18 protein-coding genes are annotated in these 22091 nt (G+C 73.6%); 5 read left to right on the top strand and 13 right to left on the bottom strand.

The annotated features are described in order from the left end of the window. Nucleotides 1–3: 3 nt before the first annotated feature. The gene (locus OG247_RS13445) at nucleotides 4–2109 is read right to left on the bottom strand and encodes a TerD family protein (RefSeq protein WP_327252467.1); all 2106 of its coding nucleotides are present in this window, start codon (nucleotides 2107–2109) and stop codon (nucleotides 4–6) included. 175 nt (nucleotides 2110–2284) lie between these two features. Here OG247_RS13445 and OG247_RS13440 point away from each other — a divergent pair, with 175 nt between their 5' ends. After that, complete coding sequence (locus OG247_RS13440; RefSeq protein WP_327252466.1) at nucleotides 2285–2479, top strand: hypothetical protein; 195 nt, start codon at nucleotides 2285–2287, stop codon at nucleotides 2477–2479. 31 nt (nucleotides 2480–2510) lie between these two features. Here the strand turns inward: OG247_RS13440 and OG247_RS13435 are convergent, their stop codons facing one another. Further along, nucleotides 2511–3335 (bottom strand): site-2 protease family protein, encoded by an 825-nt coding sequence (locus OG247_RS13435; protein WP_327252465.1) that lies wholly within the window; start codon nucleotides 3333–3335, stop codon nucleotides 2511–2513. A gap of 72 nt (nucleotides 3336–3407) precedes the next feature. Here OG247_RS13435 and OG247_RS13430 point away from each other — a divergent pair, with 72 nt between their 5' ends. Beyond that, nucleotides 3408–7304 (top strand): AfsR/SARP family transcriptional regulator, encoded by a 3897-nt coding sequence (locus OG247_RS13430; RefSeq protein WP_327257457.1) that lies wholly within the window; start codon nucleotides 3408–3410, stop codon nucleotides 7302–7304. A 55-nt stretch (nucleotides 7305–7359) separates the two neighbouring features. On the opposite strand, the gene OG247_RS13425 is transcribed toward OG247_RS13430, so the two are convergent. The 3 genes from OG247_RS13425 to panB all read right to left on the bottom strand — a co-directional run bounded on the left by OG247_RS13425 (nucleotide 7360) and on the right by panB (nucleotide 10261). Next, nucleotides 7360–8211, bottom strand: coding sequence for an ABC transporter permease (locus OG247_RS13425; RefSeq protein WP_327252464.1), 852 nt, complete (start codon nucleotides 8209–8211; stop codon nucleotides 7360–7362). Then, nucleotides 8208–9239, bottom strand: a complete 1032-nt coding sequence (locus OG247_RS13420; RefSeq protein ID WP_327252463.1) for an ATP-binding cassette domain-containing protein — start codon at nucleotides 9237–9239, stop codon at nucleotides 8208–8210. The genes OG247_RS13425 and OG247_RS13420 overlap by 4 nt, the downstream gene beginning before the upstream one ends. Before the next feature lie 161 nt (nucleotides 9240–9400). Beyond that, entirely contained in the window at nucleotides 9401–10261 is an 861-nt protein-coding gene (panB, locus tag OG247_RS13415) for a 3-methyl-2-oxobutanoate hydroxymethyltransferase (protein ID WP_327252462.1), read from the bottom strand. A gap of 285 nt (nucleotides 10262–10546) precedes the next feature. Here panB and OG247_RS13410 point away from each other — a divergent pair, with 285 nt between their 5' ends. Beyond that, entirely contained in the window at nucleotides 10547–11575 is a 1029-nt protein-coding gene (locus OG247_RS13410) for an endonuclease/exonuclease/phosphatase family protein (RefSeq protein ID WP_327252461.1), read from the top strand. A gap of 114 nt (nucleotides 11576–11689) precedes the next feature. Here the strand turns inward: OG247_RS13410 and OG247_RS13405 are convergent, their stop codons facing one another. From OG247_RS13405 to OG247_RS13390, 4 genes are all read right to left on the bottom strand, one after another. After that, entirely contained in the window at nucleotides 11690–13444 is a 1755-nt protein-coding gene (locus OG247_RS13405; protein ID WP_327252460.1) for an NAD+ synthase, read from the bottom strand. A gap of 95 nt (nucleotides 13445–13539) precedes the next feature. Then, complete coding sequence (locus OG247_RS13400; protein WP_327252459.1) at nucleotides 13540–15009, bottom strand: DUF4352 domain-containing protein; 1470 nt, start codon at nucleotides 15007–15009, stop codon at nucleotides 13540–13542. A gap of 173 nt (nucleotides 15010–15182) precedes the next feature. Beyond that, complete coding sequence (locus tag OG247_RS13395) at nucleotides 15183–16889, bottom strand: multicopper oxidase family protein (protein ID WP_327252458.1); 1707 nt, start codon at nucleotides 16887–16889, stop codon at nucleotides 15183–15185. A gap of 90 nt (nucleotides 16890–16979) precedes the next feature. Then, nucleotides 16980–17543: a hypothetical protein gene (locus OG247_RS13390; protein ID WP_327252457.1), complete on the bottom strand. Its 564-nt coding sequence runs from the start codon at nucleotides 17541–17543 to the stop codon at nucleotides 16980–16982. A 192-nt stretch (nucleotides 17544–17735) separates the two neighbouring features. Between OG247_RS13390 and OG247_RS13385 the strand changes: the two genes are divergently transcribed. Then, nucleotides 17736–18452, top strand: a complete 717-nt coding sequence (locus OG247_RS13385) for a DUF998 domain-containing protein (protein WP_327252456.1) — start codon at nucleotides 17736–17738, stop codon at nucleotides 18450–18452. A 92-nt stretch (nucleotides 18453–18544) separates the two neighbouring features. After that, complete coding sequence (locus tag OG247_RS13380; protein ID WP_327252455.1) at nucleotides 18545–19429, top strand: alpha/beta fold hydrolase; 885 nt, start codon at nucleotides 18545–18547, stop codon at nucleotides 19427–19429. Here OG247_RS13380 and OG247_RS13375 read toward each other — a convergent pair. The 4 genes from OG247_RS13375 to OG247_RS13360 all read right to left on the bottom strand — a co-directional run bounded on the left by OG247_RS13375 (nucleotide 19426) and on the right by OG247_RS13360 (nucleotide 22025). Further along, complete coding sequence (locus tag OG247_RS13375) at nucleotides 19426–19845, bottom strand: CBS domain-containing protein (RefSeq protein WP_327252454.1); 420 nt, start codon at nucleotides 19843–19845, stop codon at nucleotides 19426–19428. The genes OG247_RS13380 and OG247_RS13375 overlap by 4 nt on opposite strands. A 352-nt stretch (nucleotides 19846–20197) precedes the next feature. Then, nucleotides 20198–20830 carry a DUF305 domain-containing protein gene (locus tag OG247_RS13370; protein WP_327257456.1) on the bottom strand — a complete coding sequence of 211 codons (633 nt, stop codon included), beginning with the start codon at nucleotides 20828–20830 and terminating at the stop codon, nucleotides 20198–20200. A gap of 68 nt (nucleotides 20831–20898) precedes the next feature. Then, the gene (locus OG247_RS13365; RefSeq protein ID WP_327252453.1) at nucleotides 20899–21552 is read right to left on the bottom strand and encodes a DUF3105 domain-containing protein; all 654 of its coding nucleotides are present in this window, start codon (nucleotides 21550–21552) and stop codon (nucleotides 20899–20901) included. Between the two features lie 71 nt (nucleotides 21553–21623). After that, the gene (locus OG247_RS13360; protein WP_327252452.1) at nucleotides 21624–22025 is read right to left on the bottom strand and encodes a hypothetical protein; all 402 of its coding nucleotides are present in this window, start codon (nucleotides 22023–22025) and stop codon (nucleotides 21624–21626) included. Nucleotides 22026–22091: the final 66 nt, after the last annotated feature.

The raw sequence follows: 22091 nt of genomic DNA, 5'->3' as shown, positions 1-22091 counted from the left end.
CCCTCAGCCGCGCCGCCCGCCGCGCCCCTCGACCGGGCCCAGGTGCGCCACCACGCCGTGGTAGAAGCGCTCCACGGCTTCGTCCACGCTGCGGATGAACCCGGACTCCGCGTTCCCCCGCGTGTTCCCCACCCCCTTGAGCAGCGACAACCGGAAACCGACGACGGCCGAACCGTCCACGGGCAGCAGATCGCCCGGCTCGGGCCGCAGCCGCTCCAGCGTGCCGCGCGGCCCGCTGCCCGGCCCCGCCCCGGCGCCCGGCCCCGCGCCCGGTTCCGCACCGAGGAGACTCTCCACGTGCAGGTCCGCCGGAGCCTCGGCGAGCAGCTTCAGCAGCCGCTTCACCATGACCAGCGGGTACGCGCCCTCCGGGGCCGGCACGTCGACGGTCGTCCGCACCTTGGAGGTCCTGAGGTCGGCGCTCACCGCGATGACACTGCTGGTCCCGTCGACGCGCAGCTCCGCGGAGAGCTTCCCGTCCACGCACAGCCGGTCCGCCGCGGAGACCCGTCGGGCCTGCGGATCACTGCCCCGCCGGGCCCGCTGCACCGGCAGCGCCTTCTGCCCGAGCTCCCCGCCGAGCCGCAGGCAGACCTGCCGGATCAGCCGCTCCCAGCTCTCCACGACCTCCACGGTCCGGGCGTCCCCGAGGCCGAGGGTCTCGTCCTCGATGCCCTTGCGTACCGGCACCCAGGCGGCGCCCATGTTTTGGAACCCGTGGCAGCCGGACTGCTCGTGCCGCAGGTACTCCAGGAGCTCCTGGAGGAGCCAGGCGTGCGCGGCGTTGCCCACGCCCTCGTGGCGGATCAGCATCTGCGCCTGGTGTGCGACCTCGGCCCAGGACAGGTGCCAGAGGCTGACCTTGTGCTTGCGCCGGCCGTCGACCTTCACCTCCACCATGGGGCGGCCCTCGAGGGCCACGTCGTTGGAGAGGGTGATGACGGCCTCGTAGCCGCGGCGCGCGGCGATGTCCATGTACGCCTGCACCTGCTCCGCCTTGAGCGGGTTGCCGTTCGTCTTCGTCTCCACGAGCGCCGTCCACAGCTTGCCCGCGCGCTCCACCCGGATCACCCCGTCCGGGCGCCGCGGTGTGTCCCCGTGGGGGAGGGAGACCTCCGTGAAGGTCTGCATCCGGCCGGCGGGCGCGCCGAACCCGGCGGTGAGGCGGCGGCCGAACTCCGGCACCTGCGCCATGACCGACAGCAGCACCGAGGTGGCGCGCACCTCCCGCTCCCTGTCGCTCTTGAGGGAAGGGGCGGGGAACAGGCGGGCCTGGCTCCAGGACTCGTTCTCGGCGAGGGACTTCTTGGCCACCCTGGGCAGGGTGACCTTCTTCCTGGTCGTACGGGGACCCCGGCCGCGGGTCTGTGCCGGTACGGCGACAGGGGCGGCCGCCTCGGCGGGCGCAGGCGCGGGCTCGGGCTGGGACGTGGGCTGCGACGTGGGCTCGGCGGCCGGTTCGCCGGCGGGTTCGGCGGCCGGGGATTCCGCCGGGGCAGCGGCTTCCACGGGCTCCTCCTCACCCGCGAGGCCCGTCTCCTTCGCTTCCTCGGAGTCTTCGGAGTCCTCCAGTACAGGGATGCCGAAGTCCGTGGCCAGTCCCGCGAGGCCCGTCTCGTACCCCTGGCCGACCGCGCGGAACTTCCACTCCTCGCCCCGCCGGTACAGCTCGCCGAAGATGAAGGCGGTCTCCACGCCCGCATCGTCGATGGAGTAGCCGACCAGGGGTTCCCCGGAGCGGTCCGCGACCGTCATCCGCAGGTCGTCGAGGTCTCCGAAGCGTGCGCCGGCGTACCGGCTGGCCGCCACGACGATCCGCGCGACACCTTCCGGGACCGCCGTCAGGTCCACGCTGATGCGGTCCTCGTCGCCGTTGTCGGTCGGCACCTTGCCCAGCAACTGCACGCTTCCGTCGGCCGCCGCCGGGTTGTTGTAGAAGTAGAAGTCGTTCTCGTCGCGGACCTTGCCGTTCTCGTCCAGCAGCAGCACCGAGACGTCGGCGTCGCCCGCCCCCGAAGCGCTGCTCCAGCCCAAGCTCACGACGACCGCCCCGGCGTCCTCACTGAGGGCTGTCAGGCTGACGTTCGCGCCCTTCGGGATCTCCTGCATGTCTTCCCCCCGGTCCTTCCGCACCCCCCGTGCGTGGTGCGTCTCGGGCGAACCGTAGCGGCGGGAGGAGGAAAAGATCACGGGATGTCGGAAATCGGTCGGACGGGAGCACGCCGGGGCATGGGGGACACTGGAGGGGCTTGAACCGCTTCAGTGTCTTCGAGGAGCCTCCACCATGCCCCGCCTTGCCGTGTTCGCCGTCGTTCTCTGCGTCCTCGCCACTGCCGCCGCCGTGGTCTCCTTCGTCGAGGGCAGCCTGCTCGGGATCGCGTGGGTGCTGATGGCGGGCATCACCTCGAACATGGCGTGGTTCTACGTGCGCAAGGCGAAGATCGAGAAGGCCGCCGCAGCGGCCCGCGCCGCGGGCTGAGCCGGGGCCGGCCTCGGGTCGGCGACGCCCCCTAGGGTGCCTGGCAGAAGCCGCTGGTGTCCTGCCAGAACTGGTAGAGGTCGCGGCCGCAGTACGCCTCCAGCTCGCTCACGCCCAGCGCCGACAGGACCGCGTACACCGCGTCGAAGAAGTACGCGTTGACCTCCGGGATCCACAGCAGCGCGAAGACGGCCAGCAGGCCGAACGGCGCCAGTGGCGCCACCTCGCGGCGGATCCGGTGGGACAGCCAGGGCTCGATGATGCCGTAGCCGTCCAGGCCCGGGACCGGCAGGAAGTTCAGGATCGCCGCCGAGACCTGGAGCAGGGCCAGGAAACCGAGCGCGAAGCGGAACACCATCGGGACCCCGTCCAGGGCGTTCAGCCAGAACGGAGCCGTGCAGACCGCCGCGAAGGCCACGTTCGTCAGCGGGCCGGCCGCCGAGATGAGGCTGTGCCGCCAGCGGCCCTCGATGCGGTCGCGCTCGATGTACACCGCGCCGCCGGGGAGACCCAGGCCACCCATGATCACGAAGAGGACGGGGAGGATGATGCTGAGCAGCGCGTGCGTGTACTTGAGGGGGTTCAGCGTCAGGTAGCCCTTCGCGCCGACGCTGAGGTCACCGCTGTGCAGGGCGGTGCGGGCGTGCGCGTACTCGTGCAGGCACAGGGACACGATCCAGGCCGCCGTGACGAAGAGGAACACGGCCAGCCCGGCGCTGGTCGAGTACCCCGTCCACACGGCCCACCCCGTCACCGCCATGACGGCGAAGATGCCGAGGAACACGGGACTGATCTTCCGGTCGCCGCGGTCGTGAGTGTGGTGATGACTGCGGTTCTGACTGCCCTGGGGACCCATACGGCGAACCTATCCCGGAGGCGGCGCCCGAGGGGGCCCGGGGCCGGAGACAATGGGCCGGTGCGTTACGCGATGCTCGGCACCACCCAGGCCATCCGCGACGACGGGAGCACCGTACCCGTCGGCGGAGCGCGGCTGCGCGCGCTCCTGACGGCGCTCGCGCTGCGGCCGGGGCGGGCGGTGCCGGTGGCCTCGCTCATCGAAGAGGTGTGGGACGGCGACCCGCCCGCGGACGGCCCCGCGGCGCTCCAGGCGCTGGTGGGACGGCTGCGGAGGGCCCTGGGGCGCGAGGCGGTGGGGTCCGGGGAAGGCGGCTACTGGCTCGTCGCCGCCCGGGACGACATCGACCTGTACCGCTTCGAGCGGCTCGCGCGGGCGGCGGCGCAGGCCTCCCCGGCGGAGGCGGCCGCCCTGTACGACGAGGCCCTCGCCCTGTGGCGGGGCGAGCCGCTGGGCTCCCTGCCGGGTTCCGGGCCGGAGGCCGCCCGCTGGGAGGCGCTACGGCTGGACGCGCGCCGGGGCCGCCTGCACGCGGCGCTGGCGCTGGGGGAGGCCGAGCGGGTCCTGCCGGAGCTGACCGCGCTGTGCGCGGGGCTGCCGCTGGACGAGTCCCTGCAGGCCCTGCGCATCCGCGCGCTGCGCGACGCGGGCCGACCGGCGGAGGCGCTGGCCGCTTACGAGGAGGTCCGCCGCGACCTGGCCACCCGCCTGGGCACCACTCCGGGCCCCGCCCTCCGCGCCCTCCACAGGGCCCTGCTGACCGACCCGACGGCGGCACCCGGGCGTTCCGTCCCGCCGGCCGGACCCGGGCCGCTTCCCCCGGAGCCGACTGCCGGGACCGACCGGACCGATCGGCCCACCCGGACGGAGCAGGGCGGATCCGCTCCCGACCTGGGGGCCGGCCACTCCGCCGAGGCCTCGCGAGGCCGGGCGCACCAGGCCCGGTCCGGGTCCGGCGTGCCCGCCGGGACCACACAGGGCTCCTCCGCCGCCCCGGCCGGACCCGGCGGGCCCGGGCCGGGCCCCGGCCGTGACGGCCGGCCCGGCACCCCGGCCGAGCCGCACCGGTCCTCCTCGGCGCCGTCCGCGACCACCGCCACCTCAGTGCCGTCCGGGACCACCGCCGCGGTCCCGTCCGGGCCCGACCGGGCGGACTCCGGCTCCACGGCCGGACCTGACGTACCGGGCTCCGGCCACGCGACCGGACCCGGCGGAGCGGGCTCCGGCCCCGCCGACGGGCCGGGTCCGTCCGGTCCGGGTGGGCCGGGCAGCGGGGACCCTTACGGAGCCGGAGCCGGAGCCGTACTCGCCGCCGGGCCCGGTCACGTACCGCCCGGGCAGGGCGCGGGCAACCTGCGGATGCGGCTGACCACCTTCGTCGGGCGGGAGGAGGACATCCGGGTCATCGGGGACGACCTCGCCCGGTCGCGGCTGGTCACCCTGCTCGGACCCGGCGGCGCCGGCAAGACCCGGCTGTCGCAGGAGGCCGCCGAAGCGCACGCCCGCGCCGGCCGCGGCACACCGGACGCACGCCCCGCCACCCCGGAGCACCCATCGGCCGACCGCGCCGCCACCGGCGGCGCGCCCGGCCCCGGCCCCGCCCCCGCCTGGGCCGACGGCGTGTGGTTCGTGGAGTTGGCTCCCGTGGACGATCCGGAGGACGTCGCCGAGGCCGTGCTCGTCGCGCTGGGGGCCCGGGAGACCAAGCTGCGAGGCCCCGCCGCCGAGGAGATGCGGGTGCGGACCGAGCGCGGGGACCGGCCCCTCGACCGCCTCGCGGAGCATTGCGCGCGGCGCCGGATGCTGGTCATCCTCGACAACTGCGAGCACGTCGTCGACGCCGCCGCCCGCCTCGCCGAGGAAGTGCTCGCGCGCTGCCCCGGCGTGCAGATCCTGGCCACCAGCCGCGAACCCCTCGGCGTGCCGGGGGAGACCCTGCGCCCGGTGGACCCGCTGCCCGACCCCGTCGCGCTGCGGCTGCTCGACGACCGCGGGGCCGCCGCCCGGGCGGGGTTCAGCGTCGACGACGACCCGGCCGCCGCCGTCGAGATCTGCCGCCGCCTCGACGGGATGCCGCTCGCCATCGAGCTGGCCGCCGCCCGGCTGCGGCTGCTCACCCCCCGCCAGATCGCCGACCGGCTGGACGACCGTTTCAGGCTGCTGACCGGCGGCTCGCGCACCCACCTGCCCCGCCAGCAGACCCTGCGCGCGGTGGTCGACTGGTCCTGGGACCTGCTCGACGAGCCCGAACGGGCCGTGCTGCGCCGGCTGTCCGTCTTCGCCGGCGGCTGCGACCTCGACGCCGCCGAAGCCGTCTGCGCGGACGGGGGATACCTCGATGGCTCCGACGTCGCCGACCTGCTCGGATCCCTTGTGGACAAGTCCCTCGTCGTCGCCGCCCCCGACGGCCCCGCCGGGATGCGCTACCGCCTCCTGGAGACCGTCGCCGAGTACGCGGCCGACCGCCTCGCCGAGGCCGGCGAGGACCGGGCGCAGACCGAGGGCCGCCACCTCACCCACTACCGGGAACTCGCCCGCGCCACCGAGCCGCTGCTGCGCGGCCACGGCCAGCGCGCAGCCGCCGACCGGCTGGCCACCGAGTACGAGAACCTGCGCACCGCCCTGCGCCGCGCCGTCGCCGCCAAGGACGTGGGCGAGGTGCTCTGCCTCGTGCACTCCCTCGGCTGGTACTGGCACATGCACGATCTGCGCGCCGAGACCCGCCACTGGGCGGGTGCCGCCGCAGCCCTCGGCCCGGACCCCTTCGCCGCGCCCGTCGTCCCCGCCCCACCCGTCTACGAGCAGATCGTCGACACGCCCCCGCCCTACGAGGGCGAACTGCTCACCGAGGCCTGGCGCGGCATCCAGCTGATGTGTCTGGTCGCCCGCGACCAGATCAGCTCCACCTGGTCCACCCCCGAGGTCCGCGCCCAGGCCGAGGGCGTGGTCGCCGCCTACCGCCCGGGGCTGCCACAGACCTGCCGGGCCCCTTCCTTCCTGTGGATCTACGCCGTCATGATCTCCGGGGACGCCGAACTGCTCCACCGCGCCACCGAGGAGACCGTCGAGACGGCCCGCGCGCTCGGCTACCGCTGGGAGCTGGCCTCCGCCCTCCAGCTCCGGGCCAACGTCCTCGCCAACCGCGCCGACGGGGCCGGCAGCGCGTCGCGCGACGCCGAGGAGAGCCTCGCCCTCTACGCGTCCCTCGGCGACGACTGGGGCTGCGCCGAAGCCCTCTCCGCCCGCGCCGAGGCCCGGGAGAAGCGCGGGGAGTACGCCCTGGCCGCCCAGGACTACCGCGCCGCGATCGAGTACGCCCGGCGGCTCGGTGCCAAGGCCCAGGTCACGGTGTTGCAGGTGCGGATGGCCGGGACCCTCGCCGAGGACGGCCACCTGGAGGAGGCCGAGGAGATCCTCACCGGCCTGCTCGCCGGCGCCATCCACCAGTTCGGCAACGAGGCCGTGCCCGCCGCCCAGATGTTCCTCGCCTGCATCTACGGCCGCACCGGCCGCCTCGCCGAGGCCCGCGACCGGCTCCAGGCCCTGCGCGAGGAGTTCGCCGTCGGCGCGTTCGCCATGTTCGACGGCTTCCTGCTCGGCCTGCTGGCCTGGATCGACAACGAGGAGGGCCGGTACGAGGACGCCATCGCCCGGCTCCGCCAGGCGATCGAAGCCGTCCGGGACCCGCTCTCCATGATGCTCGCCCCCCACCTCCCGGCCGCGTACCTGATCACCGGCGCCCGCTCCCTCGCCCAACTCGGCGGCCGGGCCCGGGAGTACGACGCCGCGCGGCTCATCGGCGCCTACCACGCGCTGCTGCCGCCCGCCCACTTCCCGGTCACCACCGAGCGCGCGGACCTGGAGCAGGCGGAGCGCCTGGCCCGGGCGGTGCTCGGCGACGCCGCGTACGAGGCGGCGTACGCCGAAGGCGGCGGCCTCACCCTGGAGGAGGCCACCGCCCTCGTCTGACCTGACCCGTGCGGGGTCCGACCGGGACGCGATCCGGACCGGACCGGTCCGCCGATCAGGTCTTCTGGCGGAACTTCCGCACGGCGAGCGGCATGGTCACCAGCGTGATGCCGACCGACCAGGCGAGCGTGATCCACACGGAGTTGCCGAGCGGGGTTCCGTTGATCAGGGAGCGGGCCGCGTCGGCCAGGTTGGACAGCGGGTTGACGTCGGTGAAGCTCTGCAGCCAGCCGGGCATCGTCGTCGGCGGGGCGAAGATCGAGCTGCCGAACTGCAGCGGCATCAGGACCAGCATCGCCACGCCCTGGACGGCCTGGGGGGTCTTCATGGTGAGACCCAGCAGGATGAAGATCCACATCAGCGAGGCGCCGAAGACCGCCGACAGCCCGATGGCGAGGAACAGGTCGAGCACCGAGGACTTGATCGACAGGCCGAGCAGGAAGCCCATGCCGAGCAGGATCGCGATGGCCACCATCATCCGGCCGAGCTCGACCACGATCTTGGCGATGAGCACGGAGGAACGGGCGATCGGCATGGACCGGAAGCGGTCCATCACGCCCTTCTTGAAGTCGTCGTTGACCCCGGTGCCCACACCCATGGCGATGTTCATGCCCATCATCGCCATCAGGCCCGGGACCACGTAGTTGACGTACTCGCCCTGGTTGCCCTTGCCGGAGATCGCGCCGCCGAAGACGAAGACGAACAGCAGCGTGAAGATGATCGGCATGAACAGGACGTCGAACATCGACTCGGGGTCCTGCTTGATCTGCAGGACGTTGCGCCGGGCCAGGGCGCCGATGTGACGCAGGTTGCCCCGCAGACCGATCCGGCCCTCGTCCGCCGGGACGGGCCCGCCGGCCGGGGCGGCCGCGGTGGGGCTGGGCTTCGTCGTGGTTACGGTGCTCATGCCGCGACCTCCTCGGTCTGCTGGTTGGGGATGGAGTCCGAGACGGTGGGCTTCTGCCCGGTGATGGACAGGAACACCTCGTCCAGGCTGGGCAGGTAGGTGCTGATGTCGGATATGCCGTACCCGCGGGCCGCCAGCAGGCCCACGACGGCGGTCAGCTGCTCATCGGCCAGGATCGGCACCAGCAGCGCGCCCTCGTCCGGGACGGCCTGGGAACCGGCCACCCCGTCCAGACCGGCCTCCGCCAGGGAGCGGGCCATGCCCGGCAGGTCGGCCGGGTCGGTGGGGCGGATCCGCAGGGTCCGGCCGCCGACGCGTGCCTTCAGCTCGTCGACCTTGCCGTTGGCGATGACCTTGCCCTTGTCGATGACCGTCAGCTCGTTGGCGAGCTGCTCGGCCTCCTCCATGTACTGGGTGGTGAGCAGGACCGTGGCCCCCTCGGCGACCATCCGCTGCACCTCGTCCCAGACCTCGTTGCGGGTACGGGGGTCCAGGCCGGTGGTCGGCTCGTCCAGGTACAGCACGGCCGGGCTGCCGATCATCGAGGCGGCCAGGTCGAGCCGGCGCCGCATGCCGCCGGAGTAGGTCATCACGGCCTTCTTGGCGGCGTCCGTGAGGGAGAACCGCTCCAGCAGCTCGTCGGCGCGGCTCCGGGAGTTCTTGCGGGACAGGTCCAGCAGCCGGCCGATCATGTAGAGGTTCTCCCAGCCGGAGAGCTTCTCGTCGACCGAGGCGTACTGGCCGGTCAGGCCTATGGTCCGGCGCAGCTGCCGCGGCTGGCGGACCACGTCGAAGCCGGCGACCCGGGCGGTGCCGGCGTCGGGGGTGATCAGGGTGGAGAGGATGCGGACCAGGGTGGTCTTGCCCGCTCCGTTGGGGCCGAGGACCCCGAGGACGGTTCCCTCGCGGACATCGAGGTCCACACCATCGAGGGCTTTGGTCTCGCCGTAGTGCTTGACCAGCCCCCGGACCTCTACGGCGTGCGAGCCGTTCAGGGGATTCTTGTCGTTTCGCGTCATGTCCACCATGGGACCAGACGGCACTGACAAACCACCGACAGGCCACCGACAAGCACCGACGGCCACCGACAAGCACCGACGGCCCGTCCGCAGAGCACCGACGGCCCGTCCGTAGAGCACCGACGGAACATCGGTGGGATCCGCGGGCGGGCCGTCGGCCGGCTATCCGGCTAGTGGAAGGCGTGCTCCGGCTGCGGGAACGTTCCGCCGACCACGTCCTCGGCGAAGGCCTTCGCCGCGTCGCCCATGGTCGCGCGGAGGTTCGCGTACTGCTTGACGAACTTCGGCATCTTCCCGCCGGTCAGCCCCATCATGTCCGTCCACACCAGCACCTGCGCGTCGCACTCCGCGCCCGCGCCGATGCCGACCGTCGGAATGTGCAGGGACCGGGTGACCTCCGCGGCCAGCTCGGCCGGGACCAGCTCCAGGACCACGCCGAAGGCGCCCGCGTCCTGCGCCGCCTTCGCGTCGCGCAGCAGCTGGTGCGCGGCCTCGTCGCCGCGGCCCTGTACCCGGTAGCCCATCGCGTTCACGGACTGCGGGGTCAGGCCCAGGTGGGACATGACCGGGATGCCCGACTGCACGATCAGCTCGGTCTGGCGCAGCGAACGCTCGCCGCCCTCCAGCTTCACCGCTCCGACCCCGGCCTCCTTGACGAGCCGGGTGGCGCTGCGCAGCGCCTGTACGGGGCCCTCCTGGTAGGAACCGAAGGGCAGGTCGCCGATGATCAGGGCCCGGCTGGTGCCGCGTACGACGGCCGCCGACAGCATGGTCATCTCGTCCATCGTCACCGGGACGGTGGTCTCGTAGCCGAGGTGACAGTTGCCCATCGAGTCCCCGACGAGCATGACCGGGATGCCGGCCTCGTCGAACACGGACGCCGTCATGGAGTCGTAGGCGGTGAGCATGGGCCACTTCTCGCCGCGTTCCTTGGCGAGGGTGAGGTCGCGGACGGTGATGCGCCGGGTGCCCGAGCCTCCGTACAGGGTGGGGGAGGAGGCTTCGCGGGCAGGCGAAACGGCATGCGTCATTGCAACTGCTCCTTGGTCTTCATCTCGAGGCGCCCTTACGGCGTCCCCGGACTCACCACCATGGTGGCACTCTCCGGGCCGCGGCGGGAAGTGGCACGAGGTCCGGTTCGTCACGCCGGCCGCGCCACGGGTCAATGTGCGCGTTTGGTGACAAGCGGAACCCCGACCGCTGGGACGTTCGTCCTCCCGGACGTACGGCCGAGACAATCGGCGCGGAACGCTCCGTGCATCGCCTAGGGTCAAGAGGCGGGGACGGAGCGCGAGCACGGCAGTGAGGGCAGTGGCATGGCACAGGCGTACATGACGGAGACGGGGAGCAACGGCTCGGAGCCCGAGCCCTCCCGAACGGGTCTCCGGCGCCGGCTGGCCGAACTTCGGCGGGATCCGGGCATCTGGCGCCGCGGGATCGTACTCGCCGCGCTGGCCGTGCTGATCTCGCTCGTCATGATCTTCCACGCCGAGCTGCCCAACGACATCGGCAACCTCGGCAGCCTCACCGAGACCTTCCTGCCCTGGCTGGGCCTGGCCGTCCCGCTGCTGTTCGCCGCCGCGCTCTTCCGCAAGTCCGCGACCGCGCTGATCGCGATACTGCTGACCGCCGCGGTCTGGGTGAACCTCTTCGGCGGCCTGGTCACCGACAAGGCGCACGACGGCGGCAACCTCACGGTCGCCACCCACAACGTCGACGCCGACAACGCGGACCCCGCCGGCACCGCCGACTCGGTCGCCAAGGCCGGGGCCGACGTGCTGGCCCTGACCGAGCTCAAGGGCAGCGTCGTCCCCGTCTACGAGAAGGCCCTCGCGGGTACGTACAAGTACCACTCCGTCGAAGGCACCGTCGGGCTCTGGAGCAAGTACCCGCTGGTCTCCAGCAAGCCCGTCGACATCAAGATGGGCTGGACCCGGGCCATGCGCGCCACCGTCAAGACCCCCTACGGCGAGGTGGCCGCCTTCGTGGCGCACCTCCCTTCGGTCCGCGTCAAGCTCAACGCCGGCTTCACCGCCAACCAGCGCGACAACAGCGCCGACGCCCTCGGCGCCGCGCTCGCCGCCGAACCGCTGCACCGGGTCATCCTGCTCGGCGACCTCAACGGAACCGTCAACGACCGGGCCCTGTCCGAGGTCACTTCGCAGCTGCGTTCCACCCAGGGCGCGTCCGGCGACGGCTTCGGTTTCAGCTGGCCCGCGCCGTTCCCGATGGCCCGCATCGACCAGATCCTGGTCCGCGGGGTCACCCCCGAGGCCTCCTGGACCCTGCCCCGCACGGGCAGCGACCACCTGCCGATCGCCGCCCGCGTCACCGTGAAGCCGTAGCGGGCCGGAGCCCGCTCCGCCTGCCCGGCTCGGAGCCCGCTCCGCCTGCTCGTGGCAGAGCCCGCTACGCCTGCTCGCGTCGGAGCCCGCTACGCCTGCTCGTGTCGGAGCCCGCTACGCCTGCTCGCGCCAGCCGTTCGTGATGGGCAGCCGGCGGTCCTTGCCGAAGCCCTTCGCGGAGATCTTGGTGCCCGGCGGGTACTGCCGGCGCTTGTACTCGGCGGTGTCCACCATCCGCAGGGTCTTCGCGACCAGCTCGGGGTCGTAGCCCGCCGCGACGATCGCCTCCAGGCCCTGGTCGCGGTCCACGTACAGCGCGAGGATCCCGTCCAGGACGGGGTAGTCCGGCAGCGAGTCCGTGTCCACCTGCCCCGGGCGCAGCTCGGCGCTCGGCGGCTTGACGATGGAGTTCTCCGGGATCGGCGGGGTCTCGCCGCGCTCGGCCGCCGCACGGTTGCGGTACTCGGCGAGGCGGAAGACGTCCGTCTTGTAGACGTCCTTGATCGGGCCGTAGGCGCCCACGGAGTCCCCGTACAGGGTGGAGTAACCGACGGCCAGCTCCGACTTGTTGCCCGGGGCCAGCACGATGTGGCCCTCCTGGTTGGAGAGCGCCATCAGCAGGGTGCCGCGCAGCCGGGACTGGAGGTTCTCCTCGGCGAGCCCGGTCAGGCCCAGCGCACCCATGTACGCGTCGAACATCGGCTCGATCGACACGGTCCGGAAGTTCAGGCCGGTCCGTGTCGCCAGCTCGGCCGCGTCGCCCCGGGAGTGCTCCGAGGAGTACTTGGAGGGCATCGAGACGCCGTACACGTTCTGCGCGCCGATCGCGTCGCAGGCCACGGCGGCGACGAGCGCGGAGTCGATGCCGCCGGAGAGGCCGATCAGGACCGACCGGAAGCCGTTCTTCCGGACGTACGCGCGCAGGCCCACGACCAGCGCGTCGTAGATCTCCTCGTCGTCCTCCAGCCGGTCGGCGTAGCCGCCCGTCACGACCGGCTCGTACGGTTCCACGGGCTCCTCGGTGAGGATCACGCGGTCGATGCGCAGACCGTCGTCGACGGTGCCCTCGACGGGGGTGGCCGAGGCGGCCGGCAGGTCCAGGTCGACCAGGACGCAGCCCTCGGAGAACTGCGGGGCGCGGGCGATGACCTCGCCCGCGGAGTCGACGACGATCGAGTCCCCGTCGAAGACGAGCTCGTCCTGACCGCCGATCATCGCCAGGTAGGCGAGGGTGCAGCCGGCCTCCTGGGCGCGCTTCTGCACCAGCTCCAGGCGGAGGTCGTCCTTGTTGCGCTCGTACGGGGAGGCGTTGATCGAGATCAGCAGCCCGGCCCCGGCGGAGCGGGTGGCGGGGACGCGCCCGCCCTCCTGCCAGAGGTCCTCGCAGATGGCCAGGGCCACGTCCACGCCCCGCACCCGGATCACCGGCTGGGTGTCGCCCGGCACGAAGTACCGGAACTCGTCGAAGACTCCGTAGTTGGGGAGGTGGTGCTTGCCGAAGCGCAGGACGACCTGCCCGCCGTACAGCACGGCGGCCGCGTTCTCCGGGGAGCCCGCCGGGCGGCCGAGCCGGGGCGCGGCCTTCTCCGTACGGTCGAGGTAGCCGACGACGACCGGGAGCTCCCCGAAGCCCTCGTCCGCCAGGCGCCGCGCGAGGTCCTGCAGCGCCCGGCGGGACGCTTCGACGAAGGAGCCGCGCAGGGCGAGGTCCTCGACGGGGTACCCGGTCAGCACCATTTCCGGAAACGCCACCAGGTGGGCGCCCTGTTCGGCGGAGTGCCGGGTCCAGTGGACGACCGAGTCGGCGTTGGCGGCGATGTTGCCGACCTGCGAGTCGATCTGATTCAGAGCGAGGCGTAGTTGAGGCACGCGGCCCAGTCTAATCGTCTTTCTGACGCGATGTCCTGGGAGTTGCCGCAGTCGCCGTGTCCGGAGGGGCGGTGGCGGCCGCCGGAGCCGCCGGCTCAGCCGATCGGGCCGCTCCAGATCGCGTCGTCGTACTCGGTGCCCGGCGAGATCTCGAAGTGCAGGCTCTTGGTGCCTTCGGGTACGACGAAGGCGAAGGTGCCGGTCATCGATTCGCCGGCCATGACCGAGCCCTTGAACATCTTCGGCACGGAGCCGTCGAAGGCCATCTCGGCCTCGGTGCCCTGGTCGTCGCGGGCGTGCGGCAGGGCCAGGCTGACGTCGAGCGCGGCCCCCGAGTTGTTGACGATCTTCACCGTCACCTTGACCGCGTTGCCGTTGCGGGCCTCGGGCGGGTAGGCCGTCGAGGACGGCTTGTACGCGACCGCGCGCTTCACGGTGACCTGGACGCCGTCCTCGTAGGCGTAGGGCGCGCCCCAGGCCAGGGCCGAGGTCTTGCCCGGGATGTCGGAGGGCGAGGGCTTGGGAGCCGGACTCGCCGGGGCGCCGGGGGTGGCGGAGCCGTCGGAGTCGTAGTCGTCGTCGTAGTCGTCGTAGTCGTAGTCGTAGTCGTCACGCGAGCGGTTGTCGGCGACCTCCTTGTCGATCCTCTCGATGACGCTCACGGTGATGAACCAGCCACCCACGGAAGCACCCAGGCCGAGGATGCCGAGGGCGGTGCCGACCGCGGCCAGCGTGGCGCGGGGGGCGCCGCGGCGGGCCTTCAGGACGGCCGCGATGCCGATGCCGGTGCCGGTGAGGGCGAGGAGGGCGCCGGCCCAGAAGAAGAAGGGGACGAGGCCGACGAAGATGCCGAACAGGCCGAGGAGCAGGGCGGCGAGGGCCAGGCCGTTCGAGGCGGCCGGAGGCGGCGGGAAGCCGGGCCCCTGCGGTCCGCCGGGGTAACCGCCGGCATAGCCGCCGGGGGGCGTGGCCCAGGGGTTGCCGGGCGCGGGGGCGCCGGGGGCGCCGGGGGCGCCGTACGGGGCTCCCCAGGCGGGCGCCGCAGGAGCGGCGGCGGCCACCGGGGCGGGGGTGACAGGAGCGAAGGCACCGGGGGCGGCGGGGGTCGGGGCGCCGGGCTGCGGCCCGGGGGCGGCCTCCGGGACCGCAGCGGGGGCATCTGCTCCGACGCCGGCCGGTACCGCGTCTGCGGGCTGCGCCGGGGCTGCGTCGGCGGGCTCGGTGGGGACGGTGTCCGCGGGCTCCGCCGGGGCCGCGTCCATGGGCTCGGCCTGGGTGGCTGCTGGTGCCGGTGCCGGTGCCGGCACCGCGTCCGTGGGCTGCGCGGGGATCGCTGCGGGTGCGCCTGCTCCCGGGCCGGCCGGTGTCTCGTCCGCGGGCTGCGCCGGGGTCTCGGTCAGGGCCGGGGCCGGGGGCAGGGGCCGGGAGGGTGCGGGGGCCGGGGGCTTCTCGAGGGACAGGGGCTGCGCGGGCGCCGGTATGGGAGCCGCCTCGGGTATGGGGGTGCCCGCGGGCTCCGTCGGCGGGCCGGACGGGGTGCTGGGCGGGTTCGGCGGGGTGCTCATACCGGCGGGAAGTCCTTCGAGTCGCAGTCGGCGCGTGACGATCACAGCCTGTCATGGAATTCGGCCTCCCCGCCGGGCAATTCGGGCCCCCCGGGCCCGCGCGGCCGCCCGCGGCCGGGCCGGCGGCGCGCGGGGGAAGGCGCGTCGCCGGCCCCGTCGGGGGCGGGAGCCGGCTAGCGCAGGTAGCCGAGCACGGTCATCATCCCGGCCTCCGCGTGGAAGACGTTGTGGCAATGCACCATCCACAGACCGGGATTGTCGGCGTCGAAGTCCACCGTCAGCTTGCCGTTCGGAAGGACCACCGCCGTGTCCTTGCGGGCCCCGCCCGGCCCGGCGCCGAGGGCGAAGGTGTGCCCGTGCAGGTGGAGCGGGTGCCACATCGTCGTGGAGTTCTCGAACTCCAGCCGGACCCGTTCCCCGGCCTTCACCGGGTGCCGCCGGTCCGGGGCGTACGGCTTGCCGTCGAAGGCCCAGTCGTACTTCGCCATCCCGCCGGTCAGCTTGATCCGCACCGTGCGGTCGGGTTCGCGCGCGGCCAGCGCCACCGGCTCCGCCGCCTTCAGCGTGTCCGCCGTCAGCGGCCGCCCGGTCAGCTCGGCGGGCCGGGTCGAGGTGGTGGGCGCCGCCCCTGCCCCGGTGCGCAGCACCGCGAGCGCGGACGCCGAGTCCCCCTTGCCCTCGGCGAGCGCGGTCAGCGGGAACACCCCGTCGCCCGCCGTCACCAGGACGTCGTAGCGCTCGCCCATGCCCAGCAGCAGCGAGCGGGCGGTGGCGTGCCGGACGGGGAAGCCGTCGGTGTGGGTGACCGTGAACTCGTGGCCGCCCAGGGCGATCCGGAAGGCGGTGTCCCCGCCCGCGTTGATGATCCGGAGCCGGATCCGGTCCCCGGGGCGGGCGGTGAAGACCGAAGGGTCCTCGGGGGTGCGGCCGTTGACCAGGTAGTGCGGGTACGCGACATCGCCCGGGTCCTTGCCGAGGACCTCGCTGACTCCGCCCATGAGGACCCGGGACGGGCCGCCGCTCGCTGCGGGCGCGGGAGTGCCCATGGCGTCGGAGCCGGAGCCGGAGCCGGAGCCGTGGCCCGCATGGCCGCCGCCGCTCGAGCTCATGTCCATGCCCTTGCGGAGTTCGGCGAGCACGGCGTCGGGGGTGGAGCCGTCCACCCCGTCGAGCCAGTCGTCGAGTACGACCACCCACTCCTTGTCGTAGGAGAGGGGCTCCTTCGGGTCCTCGACGATCAGCGGCGCGTACAGGCCGCGGTCCTGCTGGACCCCGGAGTGCGGGTGGAACCAGTACGTCCCGGGGTGCGGGACGGCGAACTTGTACGTGAACGAGCCGCCCGGGGCGATGTCCCGCTGGGTCAGCCCCGGTACCCCGTCCATGTCGTTGCGCAGCGCCAGGCCGTGCCAGTGCAGGGAGGTGGCCTCGGGGAGGTTGTTGGCCAGGGTCAGGGCGAGGGTGCCGCCCGCGGTGACCCGTACCTCCTTGCCCGGGAGCTCGTCCCCGTACGCCCACGAGCGGACGGAGCGGCCGGCGCCGAGGTCGAGCGGGGTGGCGGTGGCCGTCAGCCGGACCTCGGTGAGCGGGCCGGTGGCCTTGCGGGCGGCCTCGGCGGCCTGCACCTCGGCGCCGGCCGGGTCCACGTAGCCGTCGGGGGCGGGGGAGGCGGCCCCCTTGCCCGTGGAGCCGGCGCCGTGGTCCATGCCGGCCATGCCGGAGCCCGAGCAGGCGGCGAGCAGCCCGGACCCGGCGAGGGCGGCGCCGGCACCGAGGACGGCGCGGCGGGACGGCGAGGAGGGCGAGGGCGGTGAGACGGGGGAAGCGGAGGCGGGGGAAGCGGGAGAGGGAGAAACGGGAGAGGGAGAAACGGAAGAGCGCATGGTGGAACACCTCGTGATGGTGTGAGGCAGGCAGGTGGGCACCGTCTGCCGCCGCCCCGCAGGCATGCGGGGGCGACGACGGAGCCCGGCCTATACGCGCAGCACCGTCAGCAGGGTGAGGAGTTCGCGGGGTGGTGGCGGGTCCGGACCGCCGGACCGGCCCGGCGCGCGTGCCGCGCCCCCGAGCGGCGCGGCACGGCGCGGGCCGGCCAGTCCGGCTCCGATGATCAGCAGGGTGAGGGCGCCGAGCACGGCGAGGCACACGGACATGGGGTCCATGCCGGTGTGCTGCGGGCCCGGGGCTTCGACGATGGCGGCCGCGGCCGCGGCCGTGGTGACCGCGGTCGTGGTGCCCGTAGCGGTGGTGGTGGCGGTCGTGGTGGCGGCAGCGGCCGCCGGGTTCGACGGGGCCGCCAGGTCCGACCGGGGTGCCGTGTCCGGCGCGTCGACCGGTCGGCCGCCGTGTGCCGCCCCGGACGGCGTATGGCCGCCCCGGGGAACGAAACGGACCGACGGCACGTCCTCCATGGCGTGGGCCGGAGTCGGATGGCCCAGCGTGTGCATGCCCACGATGCCCAGCAGCAGCGCGGCGAACAGCAGCAGCCGGGGCCACCGGACTGCTGGTCGTTGCGTGCGCGAGGCTGGGCGGGTCATGGGCGGAACCCTACCCGGGGTGGGTATCCGATCGGAGGACCGGGCCCGGCCACGTTTAGGATTAGTCGCATTATGTCCACAAAAGACCCGCCGCGTTCGTCGCTCCCGCCGCACCCGCCGCTGGGTGCCGGGAACCCGCGGGACCCCCTCAAGCACGTGAAGCCCGTCGAGTCCCGGAGATCCTGGAAGTCCGTGAACAGCCCCTCCACCGCGACGGGTCCCGCCGCCACGGCCGGGGTCCGCTCCGTGGCCCTCCTCGTCGGGCTCGGCGCCGCCGCCTACACCGCGTGGGTCCTCGAGGTCGTGCTCTCCACGGGCCTCAACCCCGTCGAGACGTACGTCAGCGAGCTCGCGGCCCAGGACCAGCCCCTCGGCGGCCTGTTCCGGGCGACCGACTTCACCGCCGGCCTCCTCGTCTTCTTCGGCGGACTCCTGGCCTTGGTCCGCCTCGTCAGACGCATCGAACCCCGCCGCCTGTGGTCCGTCGCCGGCTGGTCCGGGATCACCCTCTTCGGCGCCTCCACCGCCGCGGACGCCTGGCTGCCGCTGAGCTGCACGCCGACCGTGGACCCCGAATGCGCGGCGCGGGAGACCGCCGGGCTGGTTCCCGCCACCCATCAGGCGCACGCCGTCAGCAGCAGTCTGGCCATGACGGGAGCGCTCGTCGGGATCGTGGCCCTCACGCTCGCGGCCCGCCGCTACGGCCGCCTCGCCCCGCTCGCGCGGTTCGGGCCCGTGCTCGTCCTCCTCGAACTGCTCGCCACCGGCTGGACCCTGGTCTCCATCGCCCTGTTCACCGCCGGGCACGGCACCTGGGCGCTCGGCGCCGGGCAGCGGCTCCAGGTGCTGTTCGTGGCGGTCTGGCTGGGCCTGCTCGCGTACTCCGTCCACCGGGAACGCCGTACGTGAGCGTGAGCGGGCCCGGGGCCGGGGCGGCCCCCGGGAGGTTCGTACGCCCCTCCGCAGGCCCCGCAGGCCCCGCCGGCCGTGTCGCTGACGGGGTGCCGCTGCACGTCCTCGTGGAGGGCTCCGGCCCTCCGGTCGTCCTCAGCGCCGGGCTCGCCATGGCCTGGTTCGACTGGGACCCCGTGGCGGAGCTGCTCGTCGCCGCCGGCCGTACCGTCGTCCGCTTCGACCGTCCCGGCCACGGGCTGAGCGCCCCCGCCGTACGCCCGCCGTGCGCGGCCGGGGAGGCACACCGGATCGCCGGGCTGCTCGACGCGCTGGGTCTGGGCGCCGAGCGCGTCACCGTGGCCGGGCACTCCATCGCCGGGTTCCACGCCGAGGCCTTCGCCCGGCTGTACCCCGAGCGCACCGCCGCTCTGGTGCTGGTCGACGGCAGCGTGGAGGAGCGGCCCCGTACGGTCCTGCCCGCCGGGCTGCGCACCGGCGCCGCCCGGGTGCTCGGCAGGGCCGTGACCGCCGCCGGGCTGCCGGCCGCGCTGGGCCCCCTGGCCCGGCGGATCGCCGTACGGGCATCCCGCGCGGGCGGAGGGGACCCGGCATCCCGCGCGGGCGGAGGGGACCCGGCCGACCCGGACCTCGTACGCCGCTGCTACCGGACCGGCCGGGTCTGGCGCGGAGCCCTGCTGGAGAACTCCCGCTACCCCGACACGGCCGCCGAGGTGCTGGCGCTGCGCGCGGAGCTGCCGCTGACCGTGCCCGCCACCGTCCTGGCCGGCCACGACCCCGGCGCGCGCCGCCCGGACCTGGCCTGGCTGGGCCGCCAGGCGGCGCTGGCCGATGCGCTGGGCGCCCGGTTCGAGGTGGCGGAGCCGGCCGGACACCTGGTCATGCTGGACCGCCCGCACCATGTGGCGCGGGCGGTCCTGTACACGGCGCGACCGGAGGCTCCGTCGGCTCCGTCGACTCCGGGGGCGGTCTAGCTCCGGGCGTAGACCTTCTCCGCCCAGCCGGCTATCTGCTCCTCCGACAGGTGCTTGGCCAGGTCGGCCTCGCTGATCATCCCGACCAGCCGCTTGTTGTCGATGACGGGAAGCCGGCGGATCTGGTGGCTCTGCATCTCCTCCAGCACCTCGGAGACGTCCGCGCCCGCGTCGATCCAGCGCGGGGTGCCCTGGGCCATGTCGCCGGCCGTGATCTTCGACGGGTCGTGCCCCTTGGCCACACAGCCGATGACGATGTCGCGGTCGGTCAGGATGCCGCAGAGGCGTTCGTTGGAATCACTGATGGGCAGCGCGCCCACATTGAGCCGGCTCATCAGTTGAGCGGCCCGGTCCAGGGTTTCGGTGGCGGGGATCCACTGGGCCCCGGGGTGCATGATCTCTCCGGCGGTGGTCATCGCGTCAACCTCCTGAGCACGCCGTAGCGGCCGGGCGCGGGTGCGCCCGCCTCGGCGTCCTCATCCTCATTCGCCCGTTCGGACCACGCGACCCCAGACGGGCGATACAGGGCCGTACGGGTGACCCCAAGGGTGCGGGCTCGGCGGTGCGGGGGCCCCTGCGGGACCCTGCGGTGTGGGTCCCCTACCCGCCCTTCGCCCGTTCCCCGGGGCTCCGCCCCAGACCCCGCGCCTCAAACGCCGGCGGGGCTGGAAATGCCCGCACGCGTCAGCTGACGCCGGGCAAATCCAGCCCCGCCGGCGTTTGAGGCGGCGGAGCCCCCAGGCGGCGGAGCCGCACACGGACAGTGGGTCACCCCGTGGCCGGCGGCTCCGCTCCGCGTTGCTTCAGCATGTCGGCCAGCAGCTGGAGCTCCGCCTGCTGGGCCTCCACCATGCCCTGGGCCAGCGCCCGCTCGGTCGGGTTCCCGCACTGGGTGGCGCACCCCTGGGCCATCGCGACGCCGCCCTTGTGGTGGTCGGTCATCAGCCGCAGGTAAAGCACCTCGGCGTCCCGGCCCTCGGCGGAGCCGAGCTGCGCCAGCTCCTCCTTGGTGGCCATGCCGGGCATCAGGGCGCCGGGCTTGGTGACGGTTCCGCCCATGGAGTGGCCCTCCATGCCGTGCGCGGAGCCATCGGCCTCCATCCAGGACATCGGCGGCTCGTCGGCCACCACCTTCGGCAGGCCCCACATGTCCAGCCAGCCCAGCAGCATGCCGCGCTGGTTGGCCTGGGTGTTGGCGATGTCGTAGGCGAGGGTGCGCACCGGCTCGTCCTTCGTGCGGTCGCGCACGATGAAGGACATCTCCACCGCCTGCTGGTGGTGCACCGCCATGTCCCGGGCGAAGCCCGCGTCGGCGGAGTAGAGCCCCGGCGTACGGGAGGACGCGGGTGCGGAATCGGCTCCCCCCGCGGTGGCGACCGTGGCCCCCACCGCGAAGAGCAGCGCCAGGCCCACGGCCGAGCCCGCGGCCCAGTACGTACGGGCCGCGGAGCCGCGGCCGGACGTCCGGGTCACTTGTCGGCCAGCCCGTTCGTGCAGGCCGCGCCCGGCTCGGGGGTCTGCGTGCCCTGCACGTACTTGGTGAGGAACGCCGCCACCCGGGCGTCGTCCGCCTTGTCCACGGTCAGCTGCTTGCCCCACGCGCTGAGCATGATCGCGCCGGACTGCTCCTTGACGGGGCTCATCAGCGTGTACGGGCGCTTGGACACCGTGGCGGCGAGCTTCTCCACGTCGGCCGGGGCGGCCTTCTCGTTGTACGTCACCCAGACGGCGCCGTGCTCCAGCGAGTGGACGGCGTTGATCTCGGGGATCGGGTTCTTGTAGACGTCGCCGTCGCAGTTCATCCAGCGGGGGTTGTGGTCCCCGCCGACCGGCGGGTTCATTTCGTACTTCACCGGGGTCTCGACGTGATTGCGGCCGAGCTTCTTGGCGTCCCAGGTCTGCTCGCCGGCGACGGGCGCCTTGAGGGCTGCCTCGTCGGCTTCCTTCTTGTTCTGCTGGTCGATCATCACCCACGCGCCGAACCCGATGAGCGCGGTGACGATGGCGGCCGACGCGGTGATCGCGATGGCCTTGTTGCGCCGGTCGCGCGAACGGTCGGCGCGGCGCATCTCGGCTATCCGCGCCTGGCGGGAGCTGTTGGTTTCGGACTTCCTGCTGGCCATGGCCCTGAATCCTTTTTGCTGAGGGGGGTGGGTGGAGAACGCGCTACCTGAGCGCCGCCGAACCGGACCGGTCAGGTCCGCAGCACTTGGAGGGCGTACAGGTCGGGGCCGCGCGCGAGCGCCGAGGGGGGCCGGATCCACGCCGCGGGCGCGGGGCCCACGGCGGGTACGGGCGTCCCGCCGGCCTCCAGGGCCGCGAGCGGCGCCGGGGGCAGCAGTCCGGGGAGAACGTGCGAGAGCGGGGAGCAGCCGGGCCCGTCGTGCGGCGCCACGCAGACCACGTGCTGCGCGCCGGGCCCGTGGGCGGTGTGCCCGGCCCGCGACACCGTCCCCGCGGCGGCCGGGTGCTCGGCTCCGGCCGGCCAGCACAGGAAGGCCGCGCCGGCCAGCACCCCGAAGGCCATCAGGAGGACGGCATGCCGGAGCGGCGGACGTCTCCGACGTCCCCGCTCGTCCTGCGCATGGCCCCCCATGGGCGCCGATGGTAATGCTCATGACCGGCCCAAGGTCAGTGCGGGGGTGCCACCGGCTTTCCGGGG

The sequence above is a fragment of the Streptomyces sp. NBC_01244 genome, from assembly GCF_035987325.1.
GTDB lineage: Bacteria > Actinomycetota > Actinomycetes > Streptomycetales > Streptomycetaceae > Streptomyces.
The sequence above is the reverse complement of the archived record's forward strand: the minus strand, read 5'-3'. Positions and strand labels throughout refer to the sequence as shown.